General features: G+C 48.9%; 19 protein-coding genes, 1 tRNA gene, 2 pseudogenes and 1 riboswitch. Of the genes and pseudogenes, 16 read left to right on the plus strand and 6 right to left on the minus strand.

Features of this window, described 5'->3' with window-relative positions; all coding sequences use genetic code 11:
* The first annotated feature begins 19 nt into the window (after window positions 1-19).
* A complete protein-coding gene (locus HMPREF0080_RS07225) occupies window positions 20-1,159 on the plus strand; it encodes an aminotransferase class V-fold PLP-dependent enzyme (protein WP_006790749.1) in 1,140 nt (379 codons plus the stop codon).
* Between the two features lie 21 nt (window positions 1,160-1,180).
* On the plus strand, window positions 1,181-2,143 hold the full coding sequence (locus tag HMPREF0080_RS07230) for an SLAC1 family transporter (protein ID WP_006790750.1): 963 nt from the start codon (window positions 1,181-1,183) through the stop codon (window positions 2,141-2,143).
* A gap of 50 nt (window positions 2,144-2,193) precedes the next feature.
* Here the strand turns inward: HMPREF0080_RS07230 and HMPREF0080_RS07235 are convergent, their stop codons facing one another.
* Genes HMPREF0080_RS07235 through HMPREF0080_RS07245 form a run of 4 tightly spaced genes read right to left on the minus strand, consistent with a single transcriptional unit; the run spans window position 2,194 to window position 5,254 of the window.
* Window positions 2,194-3,411, minus strand: a complete 1,218-nt coding sequence (locus HMPREF0080_RS07235; protein WP_006790751.1) for an ABC transporter permease — start codon at window positions 3,409-3,411, stop codon at window positions 2,194-2,196.
* Window positions 3,401-4,108 carry an ABC transporter ATP-binding protein gene (locus HMPREF0080_RS07240; protein ID WP_006790752.1) on the minus strand — a complete coding sequence of 236 codons (708 nt, stop codon included), beginning with the start codon at window positions 4,106-4,108 and terminating at the stop codon, window positions 3,401-3,403. The genes HMPREF0080_RS07235 and HMPREF0080_RS07240 overlap by 11 nt, the downstream gene beginning before the upstream one ends.
* Before the next feature lie 14 nt (window positions 4,109-4,122).
* A complete protein-coding gene (locus HMPREF0080_RS10965) occupies window positions 4,123-4,389 on the minus strand; it encodes a permuted SH3 domain-containing protein (protein ID WP_006790753.1) in 267 nt (88 codons plus the stop codon).
* Window positions 4,390-4,417: 28 nt separating this feature from the next.
* The gene (locus HMPREF0080_RS07245) at window positions 4,418-5,254 is read right to left on the minus strand and encodes an efflux RND transporter periplasmic adaptor subunit (RefSeq protein ID WP_006790754.1); all 837 of its coding nucleotides are present in this window, start codon (window positions 5,252-5,254) and stop codon (window positions 4,418-4,420) included.
* 346 nt (window positions 5,255-5,600) lie between these two features.
* On the opposite strand from HMPREF0080_RS07245, the gene cytX reads away from it, so the two are divergent.
* Complete coding sequence (cytX, locus tag HMPREF0080_RS07250) at window positions 5,601-6,758, plus strand: putative hydroxymethylpyrimidine transporter CytX (RefSeq protein WP_006790756.1); 1,158 nt, start codon at window positions 5,601-5,603, stop codon at window positions 6,756-6,758.
* Window positions 6,759-6,803: 45 nt separating this feature from the next.
* On the opposite strand, the gene HMPREF0080_RS07255 is transcribed toward cytX, so the two are convergent.
* The gene (locus tag HMPREF0080_RS07255) at window positions 6,804-8,846 is read right to left on the minus strand and encodes a transglycosylase domain-containing protein (RefSeq protein ID WP_040347469.1); all 2,043 of its coding nucleotides are present in this window, start codon (window positions 8,844-8,846) and stop codon (window positions 6,804-6,806) included.
* A 325-nt stretch (window positions 8,847-9,171) separates the two neighbouring features.
* Here HMPREF0080_RS07255 and ppsA point away from each other — a divergent pair.
* The 3 genes and pseudogenes from ppsA to HMPREF0080_RS07270 all read left to right on the plus strand — a co-directional run bounded on the left by ppsA (window position 9,172) and on the right by HMPREF0080_RS07270 (window position 13,177).
* Window positions 9,172-11,609 (plus strand): annotated as a pseudogene (gene ppsA / locus HMPREF0080_RS07260) (phosphoenolpyruvate synthase).
* A gap of 104 nt (window positions 11,610-11,713) precedes the next feature.
* On the plus strand, window positions 11,714-12,355 hold the full coding sequence (gene ccpN, locus HMPREF0080_RS07265; RefSeq protein WP_040347470.1) for a transcriptional regulator CcpN: 642 nt from the start codon (window positions 11,714-11,716) through the stop codon (window positions 12,353-12,355).
* Window positions 12,356-13,177, plus strand: coding sequence for a pyruvate, water dikinase regulatory protein (locus tag HMPREF0080_RS07270; RefSeq protein ID WP_006790761.1), 822 nt, complete (start codon window positions 12,356-12,358; stop codon window positions 13,175-13,177). It begins immediately after the preceding gene.
* A 100-nt stretch (window positions 13,178-13,277) separates the two neighbouring features.
* Here the strand turns inward: HMPREF0080_RS07270 and rpmB are convergent, their stop codons facing one another.
* Window positions 13,278-13,469 carry a 50S ribosomal protein L28 gene (rpmB, locus tag HMPREF0080_RS07275; protein ID WP_006790762.1) on the minus strand — a complete coding sequence of 64 codons (192 nt, stop codon included), beginning with the start codon at window positions 13,467-13,469 and terminating at the stop codon, window positions 13,278-13,280.
* 176 nt (window positions 13,470-13,645) lie between these two features.
* Here rpmB and recG point away from each other — a divergent pair, with 176 nt between their 5' ends.
* The 10 genes and pseudogenes from recG to HMPREF0080_RS11395 all read left to right on the plus strand — a co-directional run.
* Window positions 13,646-15,679, plus strand: a complete 2,034-nt coding sequence (recG, locus tag HMPREF0080_RS07280) for an ATP-dependent DNA helicase RecG (RefSeq protein ID WP_006790763.1) — start codon at window positions 13,646-13,648, stop codon at window positions 15,677-15,679.
* A gap of 109 nt (window positions 15,680-15,788) precedes the next feature.
* On the plus strand, window positions 15,789-17,246 hold the full coding sequence (gene guaB, locus HMPREF0080_RS07285) for an IMP dehydrogenase (RefSeq protein WP_006790764.1): 1,458 nt from the start codon (window positions 15,789-15,791) through the stop codon (window positions 17,244-17,246).
* 16 nt (window positions 17,247-17,262) lie between these two features.
* Complete coding sequence (locus HMPREF0080_RS07290; protein ID WP_006790765.1) at window positions 17,263-17,991, plus strand: WecB/TagA/CpsF family glycosyltransferase; 729 nt, start codon at window positions 17,263-17,265, stop codon at window positions 17,989-17,991.
* 15 nt (window positions 17,992-18,006) lie between these two features.
* A pseudogene (locus tag HMPREF0080_RS07295) lies at window positions 18,007-18,642 on the plus strand (phosphatidylserine decarboxylase); the annotation flags it as partial.
* 58 nt (window positions 18,643-18,700) lie between these two features.
* The gene (locus HMPREF0080_RS07300) at window positions 18,701-19,309 is read left to right on the plus strand and encodes a CDP-alcohol phosphatidyltransferase family protein (protein ID WP_050808849.1); all 609 of its coding nucleotides are present in this window, start codon (window positions 18,701-18,703) and stop codon (window positions 19,307-19,309) included.
* Window positions 19,310-19,323: 14 nt separating this feature from the next.
* On the plus strand, window positions 19,324-20,577 hold the full coding sequence (locus HMPREF0080_RS07305; RefSeq protein ID WP_006790768.1) for a glycosyltransferase family 2 protein: 1,254 nt from the start codon (window positions 19,324-19,326) through the stop codon (window positions 20,575-20,577).
* A 9-nt stretch (window positions 20,578-20,586) separates the two neighbouring features.
* A complete protein-coding gene (gene surE, locus HMPREF0080_RS07310) occupies window positions 20,587-21,357 on the plus strand; it encodes a 5'/3'-nucleotidase SurE (RefSeq protein WP_006790769.1) in 771 nt (256 codons plus the stop codon).
* A 155-nt stretch (window positions 21,358-21,512) separates the two neighbouring features.
* A riboswitch (glycine riboswitch) is annotated at window positions 21,513-21,604 on the plus strand.
* Window positions 21,605-21,710: 106 nt separating this feature from the next.
* Complete coding sequence (locus HMPREF0080_RS07315) at window positions 21,711-23,093, plus strand: alanine/glycine:cation symporter family protein (protein ID WP_006790770.1); 1,383 nt, start codon at window positions 21,711-21,713, stop codon at window positions 23,091-23,093.
* A 201-nt stretch (window positions 23,094-23,294) separates the two neighbouring features.
* Window positions 23,295-23,379, plus strand: a tRNA-Leu gene (locus tag HMPREF0080_RS07320).
* A 136-nt stretch (window positions 23,380-23,515) separates the two neighbouring features.
* Window positions 23,516-23,756, plus strand: a 241-nt coding sequence (locus tag HMPREF0080_RS11395; RefSeq protein WP_006790771.1) for a twin-arginine translocase TatA/TatE family subunit, incomplete at its 3' end; no start/stop codon positions are given.

Consider the following 23,756-nt stretch of genomic DNA (forward strand, 5'->3'; position numbering starts at 1 on the left):
CCGGAGGAGGTTTTTAACTGTGTATTTTGATAACGCCGCAACGACGGCACACAAGCCGGAAATCGTTGCCAGAACTGTTTATGATGCGTTAGCTGCAGGAGAATACGGTAATCCGTCCCGCGGCGCACATGATTACGCCATGCGTGCTTATCGTATTATCGCGGCGGCTAAAGAAGATATAAAAACCCTTTTTCGTGCCGGTAATGCATATGAAGTCGCCTTCACGCATAATTCGACCGTTGCCTTGAATATGATTATCAAAGGGCTGTTAGGTGCAGGTGATCATATCATTTCGACGACATGGGAGCACAACGCTGTCCTGCGTCCTCTATATCAGCTTGAAGCGGCGGGGGCAAGCCTTGACTTTGTCACGTCCGATGCCGGGACGGGGGCCCTGCATTATGATGAATTCGAAAAACTTCTTCGTTCCGAAACAAAGGCCGTTGTTTGCAATCACGCGTCGAATGTAACAGGGAACATCATGGATCTTGATTTTATCAAGCGGTTTTGTAAGAAACACGGTCTTATGCTCATTGTCGATATGTCTCAGACTGCCGGTGCCTATCCGATCGATATGGCTGACGGTATCATTACGGCAGCCTGCTTTACGGGGCATAAGTCTCTTTACGGTCCCGGCGGAACCGGCGGTATGGTCGTGCGCACAGGACTCGACGTGAAACCTCTTATTACGGGAGGCGACGGGCTGCATACCTTTGACCGTGAGTTCCCTCATACCGTGCCGGGCGTCTTTGAGGCGGGAACGGAAAATATTGCCGGTATTGCCGGACTGTCAGCAGGCGTACGTCTGCTCCTGGAACGGGGGGAGGACGGGATCATGGCTACGCAGCAACATTTGGCAGATATTTTCACGGCAGGGATACAAGATATTCCCAATCTCACCTTATATGCCGATTTCCGGCGGCCCCGCGTTAATGTCTTTGCCGTCAATATCGGCGAAGCGGAAGCGGCCCTCGTCGGTGAGATTCTTTGGGAAGAATTTGAAATGGCTACGCGTGCCGGTTTTCATTGCGCCCCTCTCATCCATAAAGAATTGCATACGGATAAGCGGGGAATCGTCCGTTTTTCTTTCAGCCTTTATACGACGGAAGAAGAAGTGCGGGCGGCCGCGGCCGCGTTGAAAGATATTGCCGCCCGTTGACCTTGTACTTGCGGAGGGGATATGAAATTTTTTGCCTCGTTACCGTTACCCGTTGCCGGAATAGCTTTGGCGACCGCCTCCTTAGGCCGGCTTTTGGGAGCATATGCCGTCTTTCTGCAAGACCTGTGCGGGCTGACAGCTGCGGCGCTGTTAGTGTGTCTTCTGCTGCGCTATGTGAAAAGTCCTCTTTATAAAGAGGAAAAGGAGAACCCGCTGACGGCGCCGATTATTCCCTTATTGCCCATGACGATCCTCGCCCTTTCCGGCTATGGTTCCGAGCTTCATCCCGTGCCGGGGCTTTGTCTGCGGTATATTGGCTTTCTTTGGCACGGCTGGTATATTCTCGATTTCACGGAACGGACACTTCGTAATTTCCGGCTCGAACGGGTGCTGCCGTCGTGGTTTGTCGTCTATGTCGGTATTGTCATCTCGGTTATAACCATGCCTCTCACTGCAGGCGGGACCATAGGGGCGATAAGTTCCTCCGTTCCGGAGGAACCCTTCAGCCGTATCGGGTTGGTAACAATACTTCTTGCTTGGGGGCTTACGGCCTATATTTTTATAGGCGGCCTTATTTTTTATCGTTTGCGATATATCCCTCTGAAGCCCTTTGAAATACCGACGCTGGTTATCTTTTCGGCCCCGCCGGCGCTTTGTCTTTCCGCGTACATTCATACGGTGGGCTTGCCTGATTTACCTCTCTTGGTTTTTCTTGCCGTGTCGGGGCTTTTTTTCTATATTTGCAGCCTTGTCGTTATCATTCGCTTCTGGAGAGAACAAAAATTTTATCCGACTATGGCGTCTTTTACTTTTCCTCTTGTCATCTTTGCGACGGCCGCCTGCGGCACGAGTCTTGCGCTCCTGGGACCGGGACCGCATGCTGCGGGTATTGCCGCAGTAACCGCAGGTATAGCAGCGGTTGTGACTGCAGGTACGGGTATCGGGTTTGTACAGCATATATGGCGGCAAAGAAAATTTACATAAACATAAAATAAGGTCCGACTGTGCGGTCGGACCTTTGGCATATGTTGAGTTTATTCATATCGAAGTGCTTCGATGGGATCGAGTTTTGCCGCTTTTTTGGCCGGATAGATACCGAAGAAGAGTCCGATACCGACAGAAAAGGAGAAGGATATGATGATCGGACTGAGCGTGATAACCGGTGTGAAGGCGCCGCTTGATTTGACAGCTTCAGCGATACCTATGCCGATGAGAATACCCAGGAAACCTCCGATTACGCCGATAATGACGGCTTCGATGAGAAATTGAGTCATAATCGTTTCATATGTTGCGCCCAATGCCTTGCGGATGCCTATCTCCCTTGTCCGTTCCGTGACGGATACCATCATGATATTCATGATGCCTATGCCGCCGACAATGAGGGAGATTGCGGCGATACTGCCGAGAAAGAGGGTGAGCATGGCGGTCGTGCTGTTCATGGTTTCCAGGATGCTTGTCAGGTTGTTGACGGTAAAGTCGTCTTCCTTGCCGTTTGTAATATGATGGCGTTGACGCAGCAATGCTTCCACCTGACTTTGTACTTCGTTGATTTTGTCGGGGGAAGATACCTGGATATTGATGGAACGAATGAACGTAATTCCCATGAGACGTTCCTGTGCCGTTGTTAACGGAACGAGAACAACGTCGTCCTGATCTCCTCCCATTGAAGCCTGGCCTTTTGGTTCCAGCACCCCTATGACTTTAAAAGGCTGGTTGTTGATACGAATATTATGGCCTACAGGATTTTCCGTGCCGAAGAGATTGGAAGCTACGGTCGGGCCGATAACCGCGACGCGATTACGAGAATCCAAGTCAGTCTGACTGATGAAAGAGCCCGATGTAACAATAAGCGACCGGATATTAAGGTATTCCGGAGTGACGCCATAGACGGAAGTATTCCAGTTTTCATTGCCGTTGACGATCTGGTAGGCACTGTTTACAGTCGGCGCCACATAATCTATATTCTTGATTTTTTTCTTAATTGCCGTTGCGTCATCAAGCTTCAGTTTCTGTCCAGAACCGGCTGCCGAACGGACGCCGCGGGAGTTCGTTGAGCCCGGCGTAACGATGAGCATATTACTGCCCAGACTGGCGATGGAGTCGGTAACGTTCTTTTTGACGCCCATACCGATAGCAATCATGATGATAACCGCGGCAACTCCGATAATGATGCCGAGCATCGTCAAAACGGAACGCAGTTTATTGGAACAAAGCGCCGTTAAGGCAATGGAAATACTTTCTCTAAACAACATCCATGACCACCCCTTTGCCGGCGTCCTTCGTAATTACACCGTCACTCAGCAGCAATTGTCTGCTCGCACGGGCGGCGATTTCCGGTTCGTGCGTGACGAGAATGATCGTTTTCTTTTCCTGATGTAAGCTTTCGAAAATATCCATAATTTCGTGGGTTGACTTTGTGTCCAAGTTGCCTGTCGGTTCGTCGGCCATGATAATATGAGGATTATTGATCAGTGCCCTGGCGATAGCGACGCGTTGCCGCTGCCCGCCGGAGAGTTCGTTCGGTTTGTGGTGGGACCATGTGCCGAGACCGACGGCACGGAGCTTTTCCATGGCCCTTTCTGTCCGTTCTTCCTTGCCTATACCGGCATATACTAGGGGAAGGGCAACATTATCGAGGGCAGAAATACGACCCAGGAGATTAAAGTTCTGGAATACGAAGCCGATACTTTTATTTCTTGTTAAGGCCAACTCATTGTCGGACAAGTTTGCCACCTCTCTGCCGTCGAGTTTGTAAGATCCCGATGTAGGGCGGTCGAGACAGCCGAGAATATTCATGAGTGTAGACTTACCGGATCCGGACGGCCCCATAAGGGCTGCAAATTCGCCTTCTGCAATTTGCAGTGTAATACCGGCAAGGGCGGCAAAATCCTGTGAGCCGATGCGGTATGTTTTGCGGATGTCCTGTAAGTCTATCATTATTTTATCCATATCTTTATCCTGCCTTAAATGGGGGGGCCTCCGCCTTGGTGGCTTGATTTATTTTCGGTTGAAGTATAGGATACCGATACCTTTTCCCCTACAGAGAGGCCTTGTGTAATTTCGACGTATTCGTCACTGTATATACCCGTTGTAACAGTAACATTTTCCGTCGAGCCGTCTTCATGGACAACGATGACGTAAGCCCCGTTATTATTGGTTTTAAGCGCCGCAATGGGAACAACGACAGCATTGTCTTTTTCTGATGTATTGATGTCGACGCGGGCTGTCATGCCGAGTCGAAGTTCATCATTCGGGTCGTCAACGTCTAAGGTGACATAGTAATAAATGACACTTGCCGGCAGGTGAGGATGATGTGGTGCTGCCGGTATTTGTTGTGTCCCATGAGTTACCCGTATCGGTTTGAGAAATTTTGGAGACATGGGCTGTAAATGTTTTGTTCATATATGTGTCTACGGTAAAGGTTGCTTCCTGACCGACCTTTATCTTGCCGATATCCGTTTCGTCGACTTTGGCGATGATTTGCTTTGTTCCCGTATCGGCGATGCGCATGATGACTGTCGGATTGCTGTTGCCTTGGACGGCCATTGTGCCGGGGGTTTTCGGTTCGCCGACGATGACGCCGCTCATCGGCGCCGTAATGACTGTTTCGGCAACGTCCGATTCGGCCTCGCTCAGTTCGCTGGCTGCCGTATCATAGGCGAATTTTGCGTCATCATAGTCCTGCTTGGAGCCGGCCCCTTGTTCGTACAATGAGTTGGTCCGTTCGAATTTCAGTTCCGCATTAGTCAGTTTGAATTGTGCCTGGTCTTTCTTAGCGGCGTAGTCCTTGCCGTCCAGTGTTGCCACAACCTGTCCCTTTTCGACCCGGTCATTTTCTTTAACCGGTACGGTACTCAGGCGGGCCGTAATTTTCGGTGAAACTTCGACAGAGTTGACCGGGCTGATAACACCGGTTGCCGATACAACGGATTTGATGTTCATGTGTGTAACTTCAACCGTGTCGGTGGCCGCACTGTTTTGTGATGTTGCCGTGTATTGAAAATAGGCATAGACACCGACTGCACAGCATGCTATGAGAGCTGCTGCAATAAGGGCCTTACGTTTTCGCATAAATAATTGTCTGGTTAATTTCATGTCCTCACCTGCCGGCAACAAAGCCGTTTAGAAAAATATTTTAAAGACTTGAGTACCAGTATACCATAAAAGCGGGGATATCGTTACTTTTTTTTGTGTATATACGGTATGGAATTTATGGATTTTTGATGAATCCCGTTTATAGTAAATTAAGGACCGTATTTTCATTGACAGTTCTTACAAAGGTGCTTATACTGAAAACAAAATTCAACAGGGGAGCGTAACAGCTGAGAGGAAGTACTGCTTCGACCCGGAACCTGATGTGGATAATCCCACCGTAGGAAACAATCGGAACTGTGACGGGGCATCTTTCAGATGGCTCCTTTTTTATGTAAAGGAGATATAGATGGAAAAGTTAAAGACTTCTGTTATAAGTAACGGGTTGTTGTGGTTCGGTGCGGGGATTTCTATTGCCGAAATTTTGACAGGTATGCTTGTTGCGCCGCTCGGGTTTCGGCAAGGGGCCGCTGCTATTATCCTCGGTCATATTATCGGCGGTCTGATTATGTACGGTGCCGGTCTTATCGGTGCACGTACCGGCTTATCCGCAATGGAAACGGTACGCCTCGCTTTCGGCCGCAACGGCAGCAGATGGTTTGCCTTTTTAAATGTTATCCAGCTTATCGGTTGGACTGCCGTCATGATTGCCGTGGCTGCCGTTGCAGCCGATGTGCTTGTACCGCTCGGCAATACAGTGTGGAGCATTGTTGTCGGCGCCGGGATTGCCTTATGGATCGTCTTGGGCCTGAAGAACCTCGGCAGGATTAATATCGTCGTCATGGCAGCCCTTTTCGGGTTGACCGTATTCCTCTCCCATGTTATTTTTCAAGGTACATTGCATATTGCGGAAGGGAGTATGACTTTCGGCGGGGCTGTTGAACTGGCTGTCGCCATGCCTCTTTCATGGCTGCCCGTTATTGCCGATTATACGCGGACTGCCGAGAGACCCGCTGCCGCCACTGCAGGGAGCTGTCTCGCTTATTTTATTGCCAGCTGCTGGATGTTTTTCATTGGTATGGGTGCCGTCCTTTATATCGGTAATGACGACCTGGCCGGTATTATGGCCCAGGCCGGTATGGGTATTGCCGGTATTATAATTATTCTCTTGTCGACGGTTACGACTACGTTTCTCGATGCGTTGTCCGCCGGCATTAGCAGCAAGACCGTTGCGGACTCTTTTTCCGAAACGGGAGCGGCCCTTGTTGCCTGCATCATTGGCGTTGTCTTGGCGGTGATTGCCGATGCCGGACAGTTCGAGGCGTTTCTGTACCTCATCGGTTCTGTTTTCGCACCGATGACGGCCATACTTTTGGCGGATTACTTCATTCTCGGTGCCGACCGAAGAGAGGAGGGCGTCAATGTCCTTAATATCATTCTTTGGATAGCGGGGTTCTGCCTCTATCGTCAGGTGCTTGATATGGATACGCCTCTCGGTGTAACCTTTCCGGTTATAGTGATTATTATGCTCCTGAGCATTGCTCTTCATAAGATTATAAAAAATTAGGGATGTTAACACAAAGACCCCGTTCGAACGAACGGGGTCTTATTTTTACCGTTTCTTTTTTGATTGTTTCTGTTGCTTTTGTGAGTCCTGCTTGTCTGAATTGTCCTTTTGTTCCTTGACGGCATCTTTTTTATCGCCGCTCTTATCGCTGTCCTTATCGTCTTTGACCTCTTTGACTTCTTCTTTAGGTTCTTCGTAATATGCTTTGCTCATCCCCGCAGGAACCTCGAAGTCATCCGCAGGCGTGCCGCTTACCGCCGAAACCATATAGTCATGCCAGATTTGAGCCGGTACAGTGCCGCCGTAAATTTCGCCGAGGCTCTGGCTGCCCGTGTCATCGCCGACCCAAACGGCCGTTACTATATCCGGGGTGTAACCGATAAACCAGGCGTCGTGATTGTCATCGGTCGTGCCCGTCTTGCCGGCAGCCGGACGACCGATGGAAGCGGCCGTACCCGTACCGCGAGTGATAACGCCTTCGAGCATGGAGGTCATTTCATAGGCCGTCTTTTCGGACATAACCTGCGTCTTTTGCATTTCGCTGTCCGAACTGTTGTCTTCGAGAACGTTGCCGTTTCTGTCAAGGATTTTTATAATGGCTGTCGGTTTGATGTGAACGCCTTTATTGGCAAAGGTGCCGTATGCACTGGCCATTTCAAGCGGTGTAACGCCTTTCGTCAAGCCGCCGAGGGCGGCGGCGGCCAGATTATCGTCATTCGGGCTGCCGTCTTCAACAAGCGTTGTAATGCCCAGTTTCTTGGCATTGGCAATGACGTTGGCAGGACCGACTTTATCGGCAAGCTGAACGGCGATCGTGTTAACGGAGAGCGCCAGTGCTTTCCAGAGAGGCATACTGCCCCGGAACGTGTTATCCGCGTTGTTCGGAGACCAACTGCCGTAGGATACCTTCTTATCTTCCACTGTCGTGTCGGGAGACATGTCGTGTTCCAATGCTGTCATGTAGACGAAAGGCTTGAAGGCCGAACCGGGTTGACGGACGGCCATGCTGGCGCGGTTGAAACTGTCCTGGCCGCGACCGCCGACCATGGCAAGGATGTAACCGTTTTTCGGGTTAATCGAAACGATAGCTCCCTGCGGCTGTGTCAAACCTTGATCGTCTTTATGTGTTTCCGGCAGGTTATCCATGGCTGTGACGGCGGCATGTTGTTTGTCCGTATCAAGGGTTGTATAAATTTTCAGGCCTTCTTTATACAGCGCGTCGTCACCGTATTTCTGAGCGACTTCCTGGGTTACGTAGTCGATAAAGTATGCCGTTTCATCCGTCGCATCGCTCGTCGTCTTTTGTTTGATATCCAGCTCCGACCGCTTCGCTTCTGCCGCTTGTTGCGGAGTAATATACCCGTATTTTTCCATCTGACCGACGACGACATTTTTGCGGGCCGTCGCTTCACTGATACTGGAAGAATAATAATTCGGGCTCTTCGGCAGGCCCGCGATCATGGCGCATTCGGCAAGGGTTAATTCACCGACGTCTTTATTGAAGTACGTCTTTGCCGCTGTTTGAATGCCGTATGCGCCGCGACCGAAATAAATCTGGTTCATGTACATTTCGAGAATTTCTTTTTTACTGTATTTACGTTCCAGCTCAAGAGCCAACATGGCTTCCTGGATCTTGCGTTTTAGTGTCTGATCCTGAGAAAGAAAGGCATTTTTGGCGAGCTGCTGCGTAATGGTACTGCCGCCTTGGGCGATGCCGCGATGTGTCACGTTGGCGGCGACAGCGCGGAGAATACCGATAGGATCGATACCGATGTGATCGTAAAAACGATTATCTTCCGCGGCAATAAAAGCATTTTGCAGATTTTGCGGCACTTTATTGATGTCAATGGGTAATCTGTTTTGGTCGGAATGCAGAATGGTAATTAATTTACCCTGACTGTCAAAGACTTGCGATGACACGGCGGGACGCATATTATTGCCGACCTCCGGCAGGCTGTGATAGGCTGCGAAAATATAGCCGAACGTGAGGCCTGCAATAATGACGAGTACCAGAGCCGCCATGACGCGGAAAGAGTGGAGCGGTCCGCGTTTTTTCGCATGGTTGGCTCTGCGTCTGGGTGTATACATTATATCCTCCTGTACTATTTCGAATGTAATTTGCCGTACGAAATGTACTACATTTTATATTATCGTTCCTATTATATCGCATCTGTATGAGATAGGGAAATGTTTTTGAAACTGTGTAGACCGTTCGGAAACAGAATATAGCCTTATCTTCCCGCCTTTTATACATAAGGAACAGTGCACGGGAAAATAGAGTATGCTAATAAAATAAAAAATACTGTTTATCGTAAAACAGTTGACAGAAATAGAATAAGTGATATACCATAAAGAGGCGGGAATAAGAAATTGGTATTTACAAATGAGGATATCTTAATTGGAGGTAAAAGACATGGATAGAAACAGTGCTTTTATTTTATGGTTCGATGAACTTCGTCGCAGTGACGTTAATCTTGTAGGCGGCAAATCCTCATCTTTAGGTGAATTGACGTCCGCTACGAACGTACCTGTACCGTACGGCTTTGCAACGACGGCGGAAGGCTACAGATACTTTATGACGAAGACGGGCCTTAATAAGAAGATAAAAGAATTGTTGAAAGAGCTGACCGATGTAGAAGATCCTGTACAACTTCGCTCGGTAACGGCAAAGATTCGTGAAGCCGTTTGTGCTGAAGAAATGCCGGCAGAGCTTGCTGAATCAATTCGTAAGGGATATCGGGAATTGGCGGAAAAAGTAGGAGAACCGGAACCGTTCGTTGCCGTTCGCTCCAGCGCCACCGCTGAAGATCTGCCTGACGCGAGTTTTGCCGGTCAGCAGGATACATATCTCAATGTCAGCGGCGCCGATATGGTTATTCAGAAGGTTAAAGAATGCTTGCGTCCACTTTTACGGATCGTGCGACATACTATCGCACAAAGAAGGGATTCGACCATTTGGATGTCGCTCTCAGCGCCGCGGTTCAGATGATGGTCTTCTCCAAGTGTGCCGGCGTTATGTTTACGGTTGACCTCGTTACGGGTGATGATTCAACCATTACGATTGAAGGGGCGTGGGGTCTTGGTGAATATGTTGTGCAAGGCACGGTTACGCCCGATAATTTCCGCATTAAAAAAGATGATCTCTCTATCGTATCGAAAATAATTAATGCGAAGCCGGTTCAACTCGTCCGTAAAGCCGGCGGCGACTGTGAAGAATTGCCTGTGCCGGAAAAACTTCAAAAGGCATCGGTTCTGACGGAGGAGCAGGTTAAAGAGCTGGCGGCCTATGCTAAAGCGATTGAAAAACACTACGGCTGCTACATGGATATGGAATGGGGCGTTGACGAGCGCGACGGCAAAATTTGGTTGCTCCAGGCCCGGCCTGAAACTGTTTGGTCTGCAAGAATGACAGATAAGAAAACCGTATCGGAAGGAGAACCCATGGAAACGACGACAGAACGTACAATAGTAGTTAAAGGCCTGCCTGCAAGTCCCGGCCGTGCGGCAGGTAAAGCCCACGTTATTTTGGATCCGGCCCGTATCGGAGAATTTAAAGACGGCGAAATCCTTGTCACGACCATGACGGCCCCTGATTGGGTGCCGGCTATGAAGAAAGCCAGAGCTATCGTTACGGATGCAGGCGGTATGACTTGCCATGCCTCCATTGTCAGTCGCGAACTCGGTATCCCTTGCATTGTCGGCACAAAAAGCCGCAGTACGGAAGCTACAACGACAATCAGGGACGGTGCTGAAATTACGGTCGATGCCACTAACGGTGTTGTTTACGAAGGATATGTGGAAGACCTTGTCAAAGCGAAAGACAGCCATGCTGAGGGCGGTGTCATGACTGTTGCGGAAGCGGCTCCTATTACGGGAACGAAGATTTACATGAATCTCGGGAATCCGGATATGGCTGAAAAATACAGTGTCTTACCGTGCGACGGTATCGGTCTCATGCGTGAAGAATTTATTTGGACAACATTTATTCATGAGCACCCCCTGTACCTCATCGAAATCGGGCATCCCGAACGCGTTGTCGATCAACTTGCCGAAGGCATCCGTAAGATGTGCCAGGCTATGGCGCCCCGCCCTGTAACGCTCCGTTTCAGCGATTTCAAGTCCAGTGAATATCGCGACCTTAAAGGCGGCGATAAATTCGAGCCGAATGAAAGCAGCGCTCTTCTCGGCTGGCGCGGCGCTTCCCGTTACTATGATCCGAAATACATTGAAGCATTTAAGCTTGAATTGAAGGCTGTACGCAAGGTCCGTGAAGAATTCGGCTTGAAGAATCTCAATGTTATGGTTCCTTTCTGCCGTCGTGTTGACGAAATGGAAAAAATCGTCGCCCTTATGGATGCCGAAGGCCTCCATCGCGGGCCGGATTTTAAAGTATGGCTTATGGCCGAAATTCCGTCCAATATCATTCTTGCAGACCAATTCAACAAGTTCGTTGACGGATATTCTATAGGATCCAATGATTTGACGATGCTCGTTATGGGATGTGACAGAGACAACGAAACGGTTGCCTCTCTCTTCGACGAACGTAATCTTGCCGTTAAGCGGGCTATACGCCATCTTATCGAAGTGGCGCATGGAGAAGGCAAGACTGTATCTATCTGCGGTCAGGCCCCGAGCGTGTATCCGGACTTCACGGAATTCCTTATTAAGAGCGGCATCGATTCCATCTCCGTCAATCCCGATGTCGTTGCTTCAACGCGTAAGAGTGTAGCGCAGATCGAACAGCGTATTCTCATGGATTCTCTTACGGGAAAAGGCAGAGCGGATGCGGAAGACTATATGGTAAGCCTGTGTAGCGGCTTTTGCACGGACAGAGCGCTTTGTTTTAGATAAAAAGCCTTGCTGAATTTTTGGCAAGGCTTTTTTTCGAAAAATGATCGTGAGTACGGTGAGAAACAGCAGTACATTTTTTTATTCACGTGTCGGAGGTGAAACACGTGTTATCGGAACGTCAGGAGACAATCCTTGAGATTGTCAGAACTAACAGCCCCGTGACGGGGCAGCATATAGCGGAGCGGCTCCACGTTACCAGAGCGGCTTTACGGTCCGACTTGGCCATTCTGACCATGTTGGGACTCATTGACGCACGGCCGAAGTTGGGGTATTTTTATACGGGCAATAAGGAAGAAGACTTTCTTTCCCGCACCCTGACGGAAATCAAAGTGGCCGACTACCTGTCTCAGCCGGTTGCGGTTGATGAAAAAATGACTGCCTATGATGCGGTTATCGCCCTTTTTACAGAAGATGTGGGGACAGTTTTCGTTATGGCCGATGACATGCTTGTCGGTCTCGTATCGCGCAAAGATCTTTTGAAAGCGGCCATGGGGAATAATGATCTTCGTTCCCTGCCGGTGCGTATGGTCATGACGCCGGTGAGCAAGATCATTTATGTCGAAGAAGATGAAAAAGCTCTTGTCGCCGCACAGCGTCTTTTGGAATATGAAATCGACTGCCTTCCCGTTGTGCGTATCGTTGAAGACAGAGCAACAAAAAAGAAAGGGTTGCATATTTTGGGGCGCGTATCAAAAACCAATATTACCCGGCTCTTTACGGATTGTGCCGCAGGAAGGAGAGCATAAATGGAAAAACCGATTATTTACGCCTGCTCCGATTCGCTCGGTGAAACGGCGGAACGTGTTGCTCGTGCGGCAGCCAGCCAATATGACAAGCAGGAGTTTAATATTGTCCGCTTGCCTTACATTCGTTCGGAACAGCAAATAGAAGAAATTGTTCGGAAGGCAACGGACGAGAACGCTATGATTTGTTATACTATCATTTCGCCCGTATTGCGTAAACGTTTACAGTCGTTGGCGGAAGGGGCCCATATTCCCGTTATTGATATTATCGGCCCCATGATGAGGGGGATCGGTAAACTCACCGATACGGAGCCGACTATTAAGGCCGGTATGATCCACCGCCTGGACGGTGAGTATTTTAAACGCGTCGATGCCATTGAATTTGCCGTGAAATTTGACGACGGTAAGAATCCTCTCGGGTTTTTAAAGGCGGATATTGTTATTATCGGTGTGTCGCGTACATCGAAGACCCCGTTATCCATGTATTTGGCTCATAAGCGCGTAAAAGCGGCTAATTTACCGCTCGTGCCGGAAGTACCTCTGCCGCAGGAACTTTTTGAAGTACCGGCCCGCAAGATCGTCGGTCTGATCATCGATCCGTATAAATTGAATTTTATCCGCTCCGAACGCCTCCGTACGATGGGACTCGAACCGGATGCCAGCTACGCCGATGTAGACCGTATTAATGAAGAACTGGAGTATGCTCAAAATGTCATGCGCCGGCTTCATTGTCCCGTCATTGATGTGTCTGCCAAGGCCATTGAAGAAACGGCTAATCTTGTTCTCGATATTATTAAGCGCAATAAAGAATTATACGATGAATAAAAGAAGGCGTGCGGGAATGGTGCCGCACGCCTTTACTTACAGTATATGGCTCATAATAAAAAGAGATGACCTGTCCGAGATCATCTCTTTTTATGGTAAACTACGCATTACGCTGTACTTTGCCGGAACGAAGGCAACGAGTGCAAACATTAATGCGTTTTACTTCTCCGTCTACGATGGCACGTACTCTTTGGATATTCGGTTTCCACGTTCTCTTTGTTTTTAAATGGGAATGGCTGACGTTCATACCGCTCATGGTACCTTTGCCGCAAATTTCACAATAATTTGCCATAACGCACACACCTCCTTGCAGTGTCACAGTACAACATAAAAATAATAGCATAAAAAATAAGGTGAGGCAAGAATTATTTGCCTGTTTATTCATGATTCAAGATACACGGTATGGTACAATAAAACGGGTAAAATAACAAGCGGACTCTTTCGCGTGTGTAGATAAGAGGAGAAATAATGACTGTTGCCATTACGGAAATAAAAGGAATAGGTGCGCAAAAGGGAAAACTCTTTGCCAAAGTCGGGATCAGGACCGTGACGGACTTACTGCAGTATTTTCCCCGCGCTTACGAAGACCGGTCACACATTGTACCGATCGGTGAAGCCGCCGCGGCGGAAGGCCTGTCCGTTCTTATCAACGGCACGGTTTCATCCGTGACGGAAGTACGGCCCCGTCGCGGCATGACGATTCTTAAAGTTTTTATAAGCGACAGTACGGGAGCAGTGGAACTCATCTGGTTTAACCGGCCTTTTAAAAAGCGTATGTTCCGTAAAGGCATGGAAGTACATGCTTTCGGTAAAATAGAACACCGGTACGGCCGTTTGCAGATGAATTCGCCTGAAGCCGAGCCGGGGGTTGCCGCGCCGGGCGGCTTGGTTCCTGTCTATGCGTTGACGGACGGACTCTATCAAAATGATTTTCGTAAGGCCGTCACCGCCGCTTTTGCGTACGCAAAAGAATACGGCGATGTGTTGCCGGCCTGTTTATCTGCAGAAGTAACGGGTCGTGCCGTGACGGCGGAGATGTATAAAGCCATACATTTTCCGCCTGACTTTGAGGTACTTAAAAAGGCGCGTAAAATCCTTGCTTTTGAAGAACTTTTTTCACTGCAGGCGGGACTTCTTCTCAAGCGGCAGGAAAATAAAGCGGGGCGCGCCGTCAAATTCGGTCCGAACGGGAAACTTGTCAAAGGACTTCTCAATAACCTACCCTTTACCCTGACGCAGGGGCAAATAGACGCTTTTTCGGATATACAAAATGATGTGGAAACGGAGTCTCCGATGCAGCGTTTGATACAGGGGGACGTCGGTTCCGGTAAGACGGTCGTTGCCGCTCTGGCCTTGGCAAAGACTGTGGAAAACGGCTATCAGGGCGCCTTGATGGCGCCGACAGGTATTTTGGCAGTGCAACACTATGAAGAGTTTACCCGTCTCTTTACCGGATTGCCCGTGACGGTCGCTCTTTTGACCGGACGGTCAACGGCCAAGGAAAGAGCCGAGCTGCTCCGAGGGTTGGCAAATCGGGATATAGATATTCTTGTCGGTACTCATGCGCTCATTCAGGAGGATGTCGTTTTTGCCGATTTGGCTCTTGCCGTAACGGATGAGCAGCATCGTTTCGGTGTAAAACAACGGGTAAAATTGCGCGATAAAGGAAAAGCCCCCCACTCGCTTTATATGACGGCTACGCCTATTCCGCGGACATTGGCGCTTTCCGTGTACGGGGATCTGGATGTTTCAACTATTAGAGAGGTGCCGCCGGGCCGTAAACCCGTTAAAACGTACGCCGTCGGTGAAGGCATGCGTGCGCGTGTTTACGCGTTTATGAAGAAACGAATTGCCGAAGGGCAGCAGGTTTATGTCGTCTGTCCTCTCGTGGAAGAATCGGAAAGCGCCGATTTACAGGCAGCCTCGGCTCTTTATGAGGATTTGAGTCGGCATGCCTTTAAAGAATACCGTTGCGGCCTCGTCCACGGGCGTATGAGCGGTAAAGAAAAAGATGCCGTTATGGATGCATTTCGACAGGGGGACCTTAATATCCTGTCGGCGACAAGCGTTATAGAAGTAGGCGTAAACGTACCGAATGCAACGATTATGCTCATTGACGGAGCTGAGCGTTTCGGTTTGGCTCAGCTCCATCAATTGCGCGGCCGGGTCGGCCGCGGCATCCTTCAAGCTTATTGTATCCTGCTTGCCAAGAGCGGCAGTGAAGAGACGCGGCAGCGCATGAAATGGATGGAAACGATACATGACGGGTTCAAGCTTTCTGAAAAGGATTTGCTTCTGCGCGGATCGGGACAGCTATTCGGGTATATGCAGCACGGCTTACCTGATTTGCGTGTAGCCGATATTGTCGGTGACGCGGCTCTTCTCGTGCCGGCGAGAGAAGCGGCACAACACTATTTGCGTGAACCGGGGCGGAAGGAAATTATCGTTAAAGCGCTGAAACATCGGTTCGGCGACAGCTTTGCAAAGATTCTCAATAATTAAATTACTATGGGCCGGAAATATATACAGAAAGAGGTTTATCAGTTATAATTAGGGATAAAGCTGTTGAGGGTGAAATTCCCCTTTTTATATTTACTATAGAGGTGTGAATATGAGAACTGATAAATTTGGTATGCAAGGCTTAACCTTCGATGACGTGCTGCTGGTGCCGGCAAAGTCCGATGTGCTGCCGAAAGACGTCGATATTTCCACGAACTTGACACGGGACATTAAGCTGAACGTGCCTATTATGAGTTCCGGTATGGATACCGTTACGGAAGCGCCTATGGCTATTGCCGTTGCCCGTGAAGGCGGTATCGGTGTTATTCATAAGAATATGTCCATTGCCGAACAGGCTCGCGAAGTGGACAAGGTAAAGCGTTCGGAGCACGGTATTATTATTGATCCGATCTTCCTTCATCCGGACAACATTTTGGCCGATGCTAACGAATTGATGGGAAAATACCGTATTTCCGGCGTACCTATTACCGTTAACGGCAAGCTTGTCGGTATTATTACAAACCGCGATATGCGTTTTGAAGAAGACATGAGCCGGCGTATCGGCGATACGATGACGCGGGAAAACCTGGTTACGGCTCCGGTAGGCACGTCTCTTGCGGAAGCAAGAGAAATTCTTCGCCGCCACCGCATTGAAAAACTGCCTTTAGTCGATCAGGATAACAACCTGAAAGGCCTCATTACGATTAAAGATATTGAAAAAGCCACTAAATATCCGAATTCCGCCAAAGATTCGGACGGACGTCTTCTTGCCGCTGCGGCTGTCGGTGTAACGCACGATATGATTGATCGTATTGATGCGCTTGTAGCGGCTAAAGTGGACGTTGTCGTCATTGATACGGCACACGGTCATTCGACAGGCGTTTTGCATACGCTTAAAGAAATTAAAAAGGCCTTTCCTTATCTGCCCGTTATTGCCGGTAACGTCGCTACGGCCGATGCAACGGAAGCGCTTATTGAATGCGGCGTGGATGCGGTTAAAGTCGGTATCGGCCCCGGTTCTATCTGTACGACTCGCATCATTGCCGGCATCGGTGTGCCGCAGATTACGGCCGTCTATGAGTGCGCGCAAGTGGCACAGCGTTTCGGCATTCCTATTATTGCCGACGGCGGGATCAAATATTCCGGCGATATGGCTAAAGCCATTGCCGCGGGCGGCAATGTGTGTATGATCGGCAATATTCTTGCCGGTACGGAAGAAAGCCCGGGTGAAACGATCATTTATCAGGGCAGAAGCTATAAGGTTTATCGCGGCATGGGCTCCATGGGTGCCATGGAAAAAGGCAGTAAGGACCGTTACTTCCAGGAAGATGCGAAGAAACTCGTTCCTGAAGGCATTGAAGGCCGCGTGCCCTACAAAGGGCCTGCTGCAAGTACTATTTTCCAGATGGTCGGCGGGCTGCGCGCGTCTATGGGGTATTGCGGCTGCCATACGGTTAAGGAAATGATCGAAAATACGCAATTTATTCAGATCACGAGCGCAGGCTTGCGTGAAAGCCATCCTCATGATATCAGCATCACGAAGGAAGCTCCGAACTACAGCGTAAACTAGGAAGCGGAGGGGCGTAATGGACGGCACTATCGAAATATTGTCCATCCCTGTCGATAATGTATCGATGGAGGAAGCAACGGAGTTTGTTTTTAACTGCATCGAAGAAGGAAAGGCCGCATCAATTGCTACGGCAAATGCGGAAATGCTTATCCGCGCCCGCGAAGACAGTGAACTGGCCCGGATTTTAAAAGATGCCGATATGGTAGTTCCCGACGGCGCCGGCGTACTTTGGGCCGCGGAACAACAAGGCAGAAAGTTCAAAGAACGTGTCGCCGGCGTTGATTTGGCTTATGCCGTTATGAAAAATTGTGTCGTTAAGGGAACGAAGATATACTTTTTCGGCGGCGCTCCGGGTATTGCCGAAACGGCTGCGGCCAATATGAGGGCGCAAGTAGGTGAGCTTAATATTGCAGGCATGCATGACGGATTTTTTACGGCAGCGGAAGAACAATCTATTGTCAATGATATTCGGAATTCGGGAGCGCAGATTCTTTTTGTCGCTCTCGGCGTGCCGAAGCAGGAAAAATGGATCAGCAGGCACTTGTATGAATTGGGTCCCTGTGTCTGCATGGGCGTTGGCGGTACATTTGACGTACTGGCGGGAAAGGTCTGCCGTGCACCCGAATGGATGCGGAGAAATCGTCTCGAATGGCTCTACCGCCTCTGCAAAGAGCCGAGCAGGGCATGGCGTATGCTGGCTCTGCCTAAGTTTGTAGCTGCCGTGAAATTCGGCAGTAACTCCTAGGCCGAGGTGACAGAGATGAAAAAACCTTTTATAATTGAGGACGGATATCCTTTTATTGCCGTACCCTTTTTTTTAGCGGTTCTTGCGGCGTATTTTGTCAATTTCTATGTTGCCGTAGTGCCTCTGGTCCTGTCGGCGTACTTTATGTATTTCTTTCGCAATCCTCATAGGACCATTCCGAGCGATGAAACGCTTCTCGTCTCACCGGCCGACGGTACCGTTGTCAGTGTGGAACCGGCCCATGAAGACTTATATTTGGGGCAGGACTGTTGCAAAATAGTTATTTTCCTGTCCATTTTTGATGCCCACGTCAACCGCACGCCGCTGTCGGGGGTCATTAAATTTCAACAGTACACGTGCGGCCGTTTCAGACCTGCTTATAAGGACGGTGTCGGCTATGAAAATGAACGCTATGCCCTGGGTATTGATAACGGGCGTACACGGTTATTGATTACTCTGGTTGCAGGCGTTTTGGCACGACGTGTCGTTTCATGGGTTACCTTGGGTGACGTACTGGAACACGGTCAGTTGTACGGTATGATCAAATTCGGCTCCTGCATTGAAATCTATGTGCAGGATAATGTGGAGATCTCTGTTAAAAAGGGTGATCGCGTTCGCGGCGGAGAATCAATAATAGGGAGGATTGTGAAAGAAATACATAAATCCCTGCTTATTTACTTCCGGAAATTTATGCTTCGGTGTTCTCAGTATGATCTTATCCTCACAGGGGAATTTTACGTGGGGCGCTTTATGTATTTTCTTTGCCATGCTTTGTGACGCTATGGACGGCCGTTCCGCTCGTGCGCTCGGCGTCAGCGGTGACTTCGGCAAAGAGTTGGATTCTTTGTCCGACTGCGTTTCTTTCGGTGCCGCCGCCGCGTTTTTGATGTATAATTACACCCTTCATACGTTGGGGTGGATCGGCGTGATTCCGGTCCTTATATATTCTGCTCTCGGCGGTATTCGTCTAGCGCGTTTTAACATTAATACGGATACTGTTCACGGCTATTTCCAAGGCATGCCGATTCCTAACGGCGGCTGTCTTTTTGCGACGTATGTCCTTTCGGGCGTTCATCTGCCGGCGCCGCTTATCGCCGTAATCGTAATTCTGGTCGGGTATGATTTGGTCAGTAAAATACATCACCCCGATTTCAAGGGACAAAGTGCGGACATGCTGCACAAATCGGCTCTTTTTATTACCCTTGCCGCCGGTGCCGCTATGTGTGTCTATGATTGGCATCTCGCTATTACCCTGCCTTTTGCGTTATATATCGTATACGGTTTACTTAATACGGCAATGAATGGGAAACTCATTTAAACTGGGAGTTGAGAATGGAACACATAGCGGATCTGCTTATGATCCCCGTACAGGTAATAATCGTATTCTATACGCTCTATTACTTTGTTCTTGCCCTGTCTGGCTTAATAAAAAAAGAAGATAAAACCATGGCACCGCCCGAACATACCTTTGCCGCCGTCATTTGCGCACATAATGAAGAAACCGTCGTAGGTGAGCTTATCGATAATCTGAAGGAACTCAATTATCCGCGCAGTATGTACGATATTTATGTCGTTGCCGATAATTGTACGGACAATACGGCTAAGGTCTGTGAAGCACACGGGGCCTTCGTAAAAGTCCGCGTCAATACAAAAGAAGTCGGTAAAGGTTTTGCTATGGATTGGATGTTTGACCGGCTTTTAAAACAGGAAAAGCAATATGATGCCTTTGTTGTTTTCGATGCGGACAACCTGGTTCATCCCGAATTTTTACGGGAAATGAACAATCATCTCTGCAAAGGAGAAAAGGTCATTCAAGGCTATATGGATTCGAAAAACCCGACGGACTCGTGGGTTGCCGGGACCTTTTCTATCGCCTTTTGGCTCATCAACCATATGTGGCATCGCGCTAAGTACAATATCGGTCTTTCGACGGCTCTCGGCGGAACGGGCATGTGCATCGCTACGGATATTGTTCGCACCTACGGCTGGGGATGTGACTGCCTTACAGAGGATATGGAATTTTCTATGAAAATACTTCTCGAAGGCGTACGTACATGCTGGGCTCATGATGCCATCATTTATGACGAAAAAGTCGTCGGTTTCAGAGCATCCTGCCGCCAGCGTAAACGTTGGGCACAAGGGCAGACGGACTGCGGGGAGCGGTTCATGCCGAAGCTTTTTGTGAAAGGCATTCGGACCGGTAATATTCGTATGCTCGACGGGATTATTACGCTGTCGCAGCCGTATTTTATGATGATGTCGACTATTTACGCTTTTTTTTCATACATTAATACAACCTGGTACCCTTTCTACACCAACATTTTAAATCAACTTGTGCCGATGGAAATATGGACGGTTCTCTTTGTAGCGCAATACGCTATTCCGATTATCGTTCTCCTGCAAATTAAAGTACCTCTTAAATCGTGGGCTTATCTCATCGTCTATCCGCTCTTTATGTACAGCTGGATTCCCGTCAATTTCCTCGGTTTTAAAGATCGTCATGATATGAGGTGGAGCCATACTCTTCATACGCGCGCCGTTTCTTATGACAGTACGGCTCTCTTGCGAAAAGAAAATAAGAAATAGGAGTATGTCATGCACATTTTATTAACTAACGATGACGGTGTTTCGGCTCGCGGCATAGGTATTCTTGAAGAAGTTATGTCTGTCCATGCAGATAAAGTCACTGTTGTGGCACCCGTAGGACAACGCAGTGCCGCGTCTCACTCCATGTCCATCAATAAGGATCTTTATTGTCAGGAAATAGAGAGCAATTATCCCAATGTCCGTAAATTCTCTGTCAACGGCACGCCTGTCGACTGTGTGAAAACAGCGCTGGAATTCTTTTTGGCCGATGATATGCCGGACCTCATTATTTCCGGCATCAATGACGGGTATAATCTCGGCAGCGATGTCCTTTATTCCGGTACCGTTTCGGCAGCGATGGAAGGGCCGTATTATCAGATGCCGGCTATTGCCGTATCTATCGGTAAACTTACGGAAGTCCGCGGCTATGAAACGGCCGGGCTTGTCGCGGAAATTATTGATCGTGTTATTGTAGGCGGTAAATTTCCCGGTATTTTGAATGTCAACGTTCCCGGAAAAAAGGGGAAAATCAGTATTGATAATGTTGTTGTAGTACCTCAGGCGGTACAGATTTATCGTAACGTCATTCTGCAAAAGAAAGATCGCGACGGAGCGACATGCTTTCGCGTCGTTGGGGACAGTGATATGTCGACGGCACCGCGATTCAGTGATATAGCCGGTATCCGCAGGGGTCATGTGACAGTTACGCCTTTGCGCTGGCAGCAGACGGCAACCGCCGCGATGGAAACGGTTGCGCATCTGATTTTTCATAACCACTGATTAATAAAATTTTAGTGAAGAGGTATTGCATAAAAAACAACCTTGCTTTATAATGGGCACACAACCGCATATAGATGGATGAAGCATATGGGAGAAGACGGAAGTCTACCGAAGGAGTTAAACTCTCAGGTGTCCGAAAGGACGGGACCGTATGTGGACATATCTCTGGAGAGTCCCTAACGGGCGCCGAAGGTGCACGAAGTACCAGTACTTCTTATCTCTCAGGCAAAAGGACAGAGCTTAGGATAATCTATAACGACGCAGATAAACGTATATAGATGTGTTTTCCTTGTTCCTGTCTCCGGAGATGTCGGTGACAGGTTTTTTATTTTAAGGAAAAGGAGCCGATTGTAATGAATGTAGAGATGTTAAATGCTGTAGACAGTTTTATTTGGGGGCCGCCTCTCCTGATACTCCTCATCGGGACAGGGATTATGCTTACCGTCCGCTTGGGGCTTATCCAGATCTTCAAGTTGCCGCGCGCGTTAAGGCTTATTTTTACGGCCGAGAATAAAGGCAGCGGTGATATTGACAGTTTTAAAGCTCTCTGTACGGCTTTAGCGGCAACTGTAGGGACCGGGAATATCGTCGGTGTAGCAACGGCTATTCATGCCGGCGGTCCCGGCGCCGTCTTCTGGATGTGGGTGGCCGCTTTTGTCGGTATGGCAACGAAGTACGCGGAAGGCTGCCTTGCCGTTAAATACAGAACGGTGGACGAGAACGGCGATATTGCCGGCGGACCGATGTATTATATCGAACGCGGCCTTGGTAAAAAGTTTAAACCGTTAGCGGTTATTTTTGCTGTCTTCGGTGTTCTTGTAGCTTTCTTCGGTATCGGCACCTTTGCACAGGTCAATGCGATTGTAGAAATTACGCAGCTGGCTACGGATATTCCCGTGCCGTACACGGCGGCTGTATTGACAATTGTTGTTGCAGCCGTAACGATTGGCGGCTTACAGTCTATTTCCAGAGCGGCTTCGAAAATCGTTCCGGCGATGGCGGTCCTCTATATCATCGTTACAGTCGGTTTCCTTATAATTTGTCATGCCCAGGTGCCGGCAGCTATTATGGAAATTCTTACGGACGCTTTCACACCGACGGCTGCGGCAGGCGGTTTTCTCGGAGCTTCCGTGCTCGTAGCCATGCGCAACGGTGTTGCCCGCGGCGTGTTTTCCAATGAATCCGGACTTGGCTCCGCTCCTATCGTAGCGGCGGCGGCCAAGACAAAATGGGCATCGGAACAGGGGCTTATCTCCATGACAGGTACATTTATTGATACGATTATTACCTGTACGCTTACGGGTCTTGTTATCGTCATCAGCGGTGCTTGGACGGGCGATTTCAACGGGGCGGCGCTTACGAACGCAGCTTTCCAACAGGCATACCCGGCAGTCGGCAGCCTTGTCCTTTGTGTCAGCCTCACTCTCTTTGCGTTTACGACGATCCTTGGCTGGAATTATTACGGTGAGCGTTGCATTGCGTACCTTGTAGGGGTTAAAGGGATTTTGCCGTACCGTGTATTTTTCATTTTTCTTGTAGCCTGCGGAGCCTTTGTTAAACTTGATGTTATCTGGATCCTTGCCGACATTGTAAACGGGCTCATGGCGATTCCCAACCTTGTAGCCCTTATCGGGTTGAGCAGCATTGTCGTGGCCGAAACAAAGGCGTATTTTGCACACATAGAGGAAAAGAAAGCGGAAGAAACAGTAAGGGAATTTGTTGTGGAAAAACAGTAAAGGTACCTGATCGACAAGCCGCCTGAAAGAAATTTCCCGGGCGGCTTGACTGATTTATATCTTTTTCTTTCCTTGGAAATCCGGACCGAAAGAGTTGCACGATATCGGGTTTTTGATATAGGCTGAAGCAGCCTGTCTTTTTCTTGACGAACCATCCTTTTACCGATATAATTAATAACGTGCTAATGCACGGGTCCGCTTGCCGGAGTGGCGGAATGGCAGACGCACTTGACTCAAAATCAAGCGATGAATAGTCGTGTGGGTTCAAGTCCCACCTCCGGCACCAAGTAAAATAGCGCCCTGAAGGGGCGCTGTTTTTATTTTATCCTTTTTATAAAAAGGTCGTATAAGGAATCTCGTTTTCTCTGATTTCCGCTTATGATATACTGAACAGACAGAAATTTTTAAGGAGGATACATTTCATGTTTAATATAGGCATGAGTGAAATGATACTAATCTTTATCGTCGCCCTTATTGTGTTCGGTCCCGATAAGCTTCCGGAAATTGCCCGCACTCTCGGCAAAAGTGCCCGTGAATTAAAGAAAGCCGGCGATGATCTTGTTGAAGCGGCGACGGATACAAAGCGTGCTGCCGATATTGAAGTGGTGGGAGTCCGGGAATCACTCAGTAAGTTTAAAGAAGCGCAGGCCATGATGAAGGACA

Source organism: Megasphaera geminata F0357 (assembly GCF_000239275.1).
GTDB classification, from domain to species: Bacteria; Bacillota; Negativicutes; order Veillonellales; family Megasphaeraceae; genus Megasphaera; species Megasphaera geminata.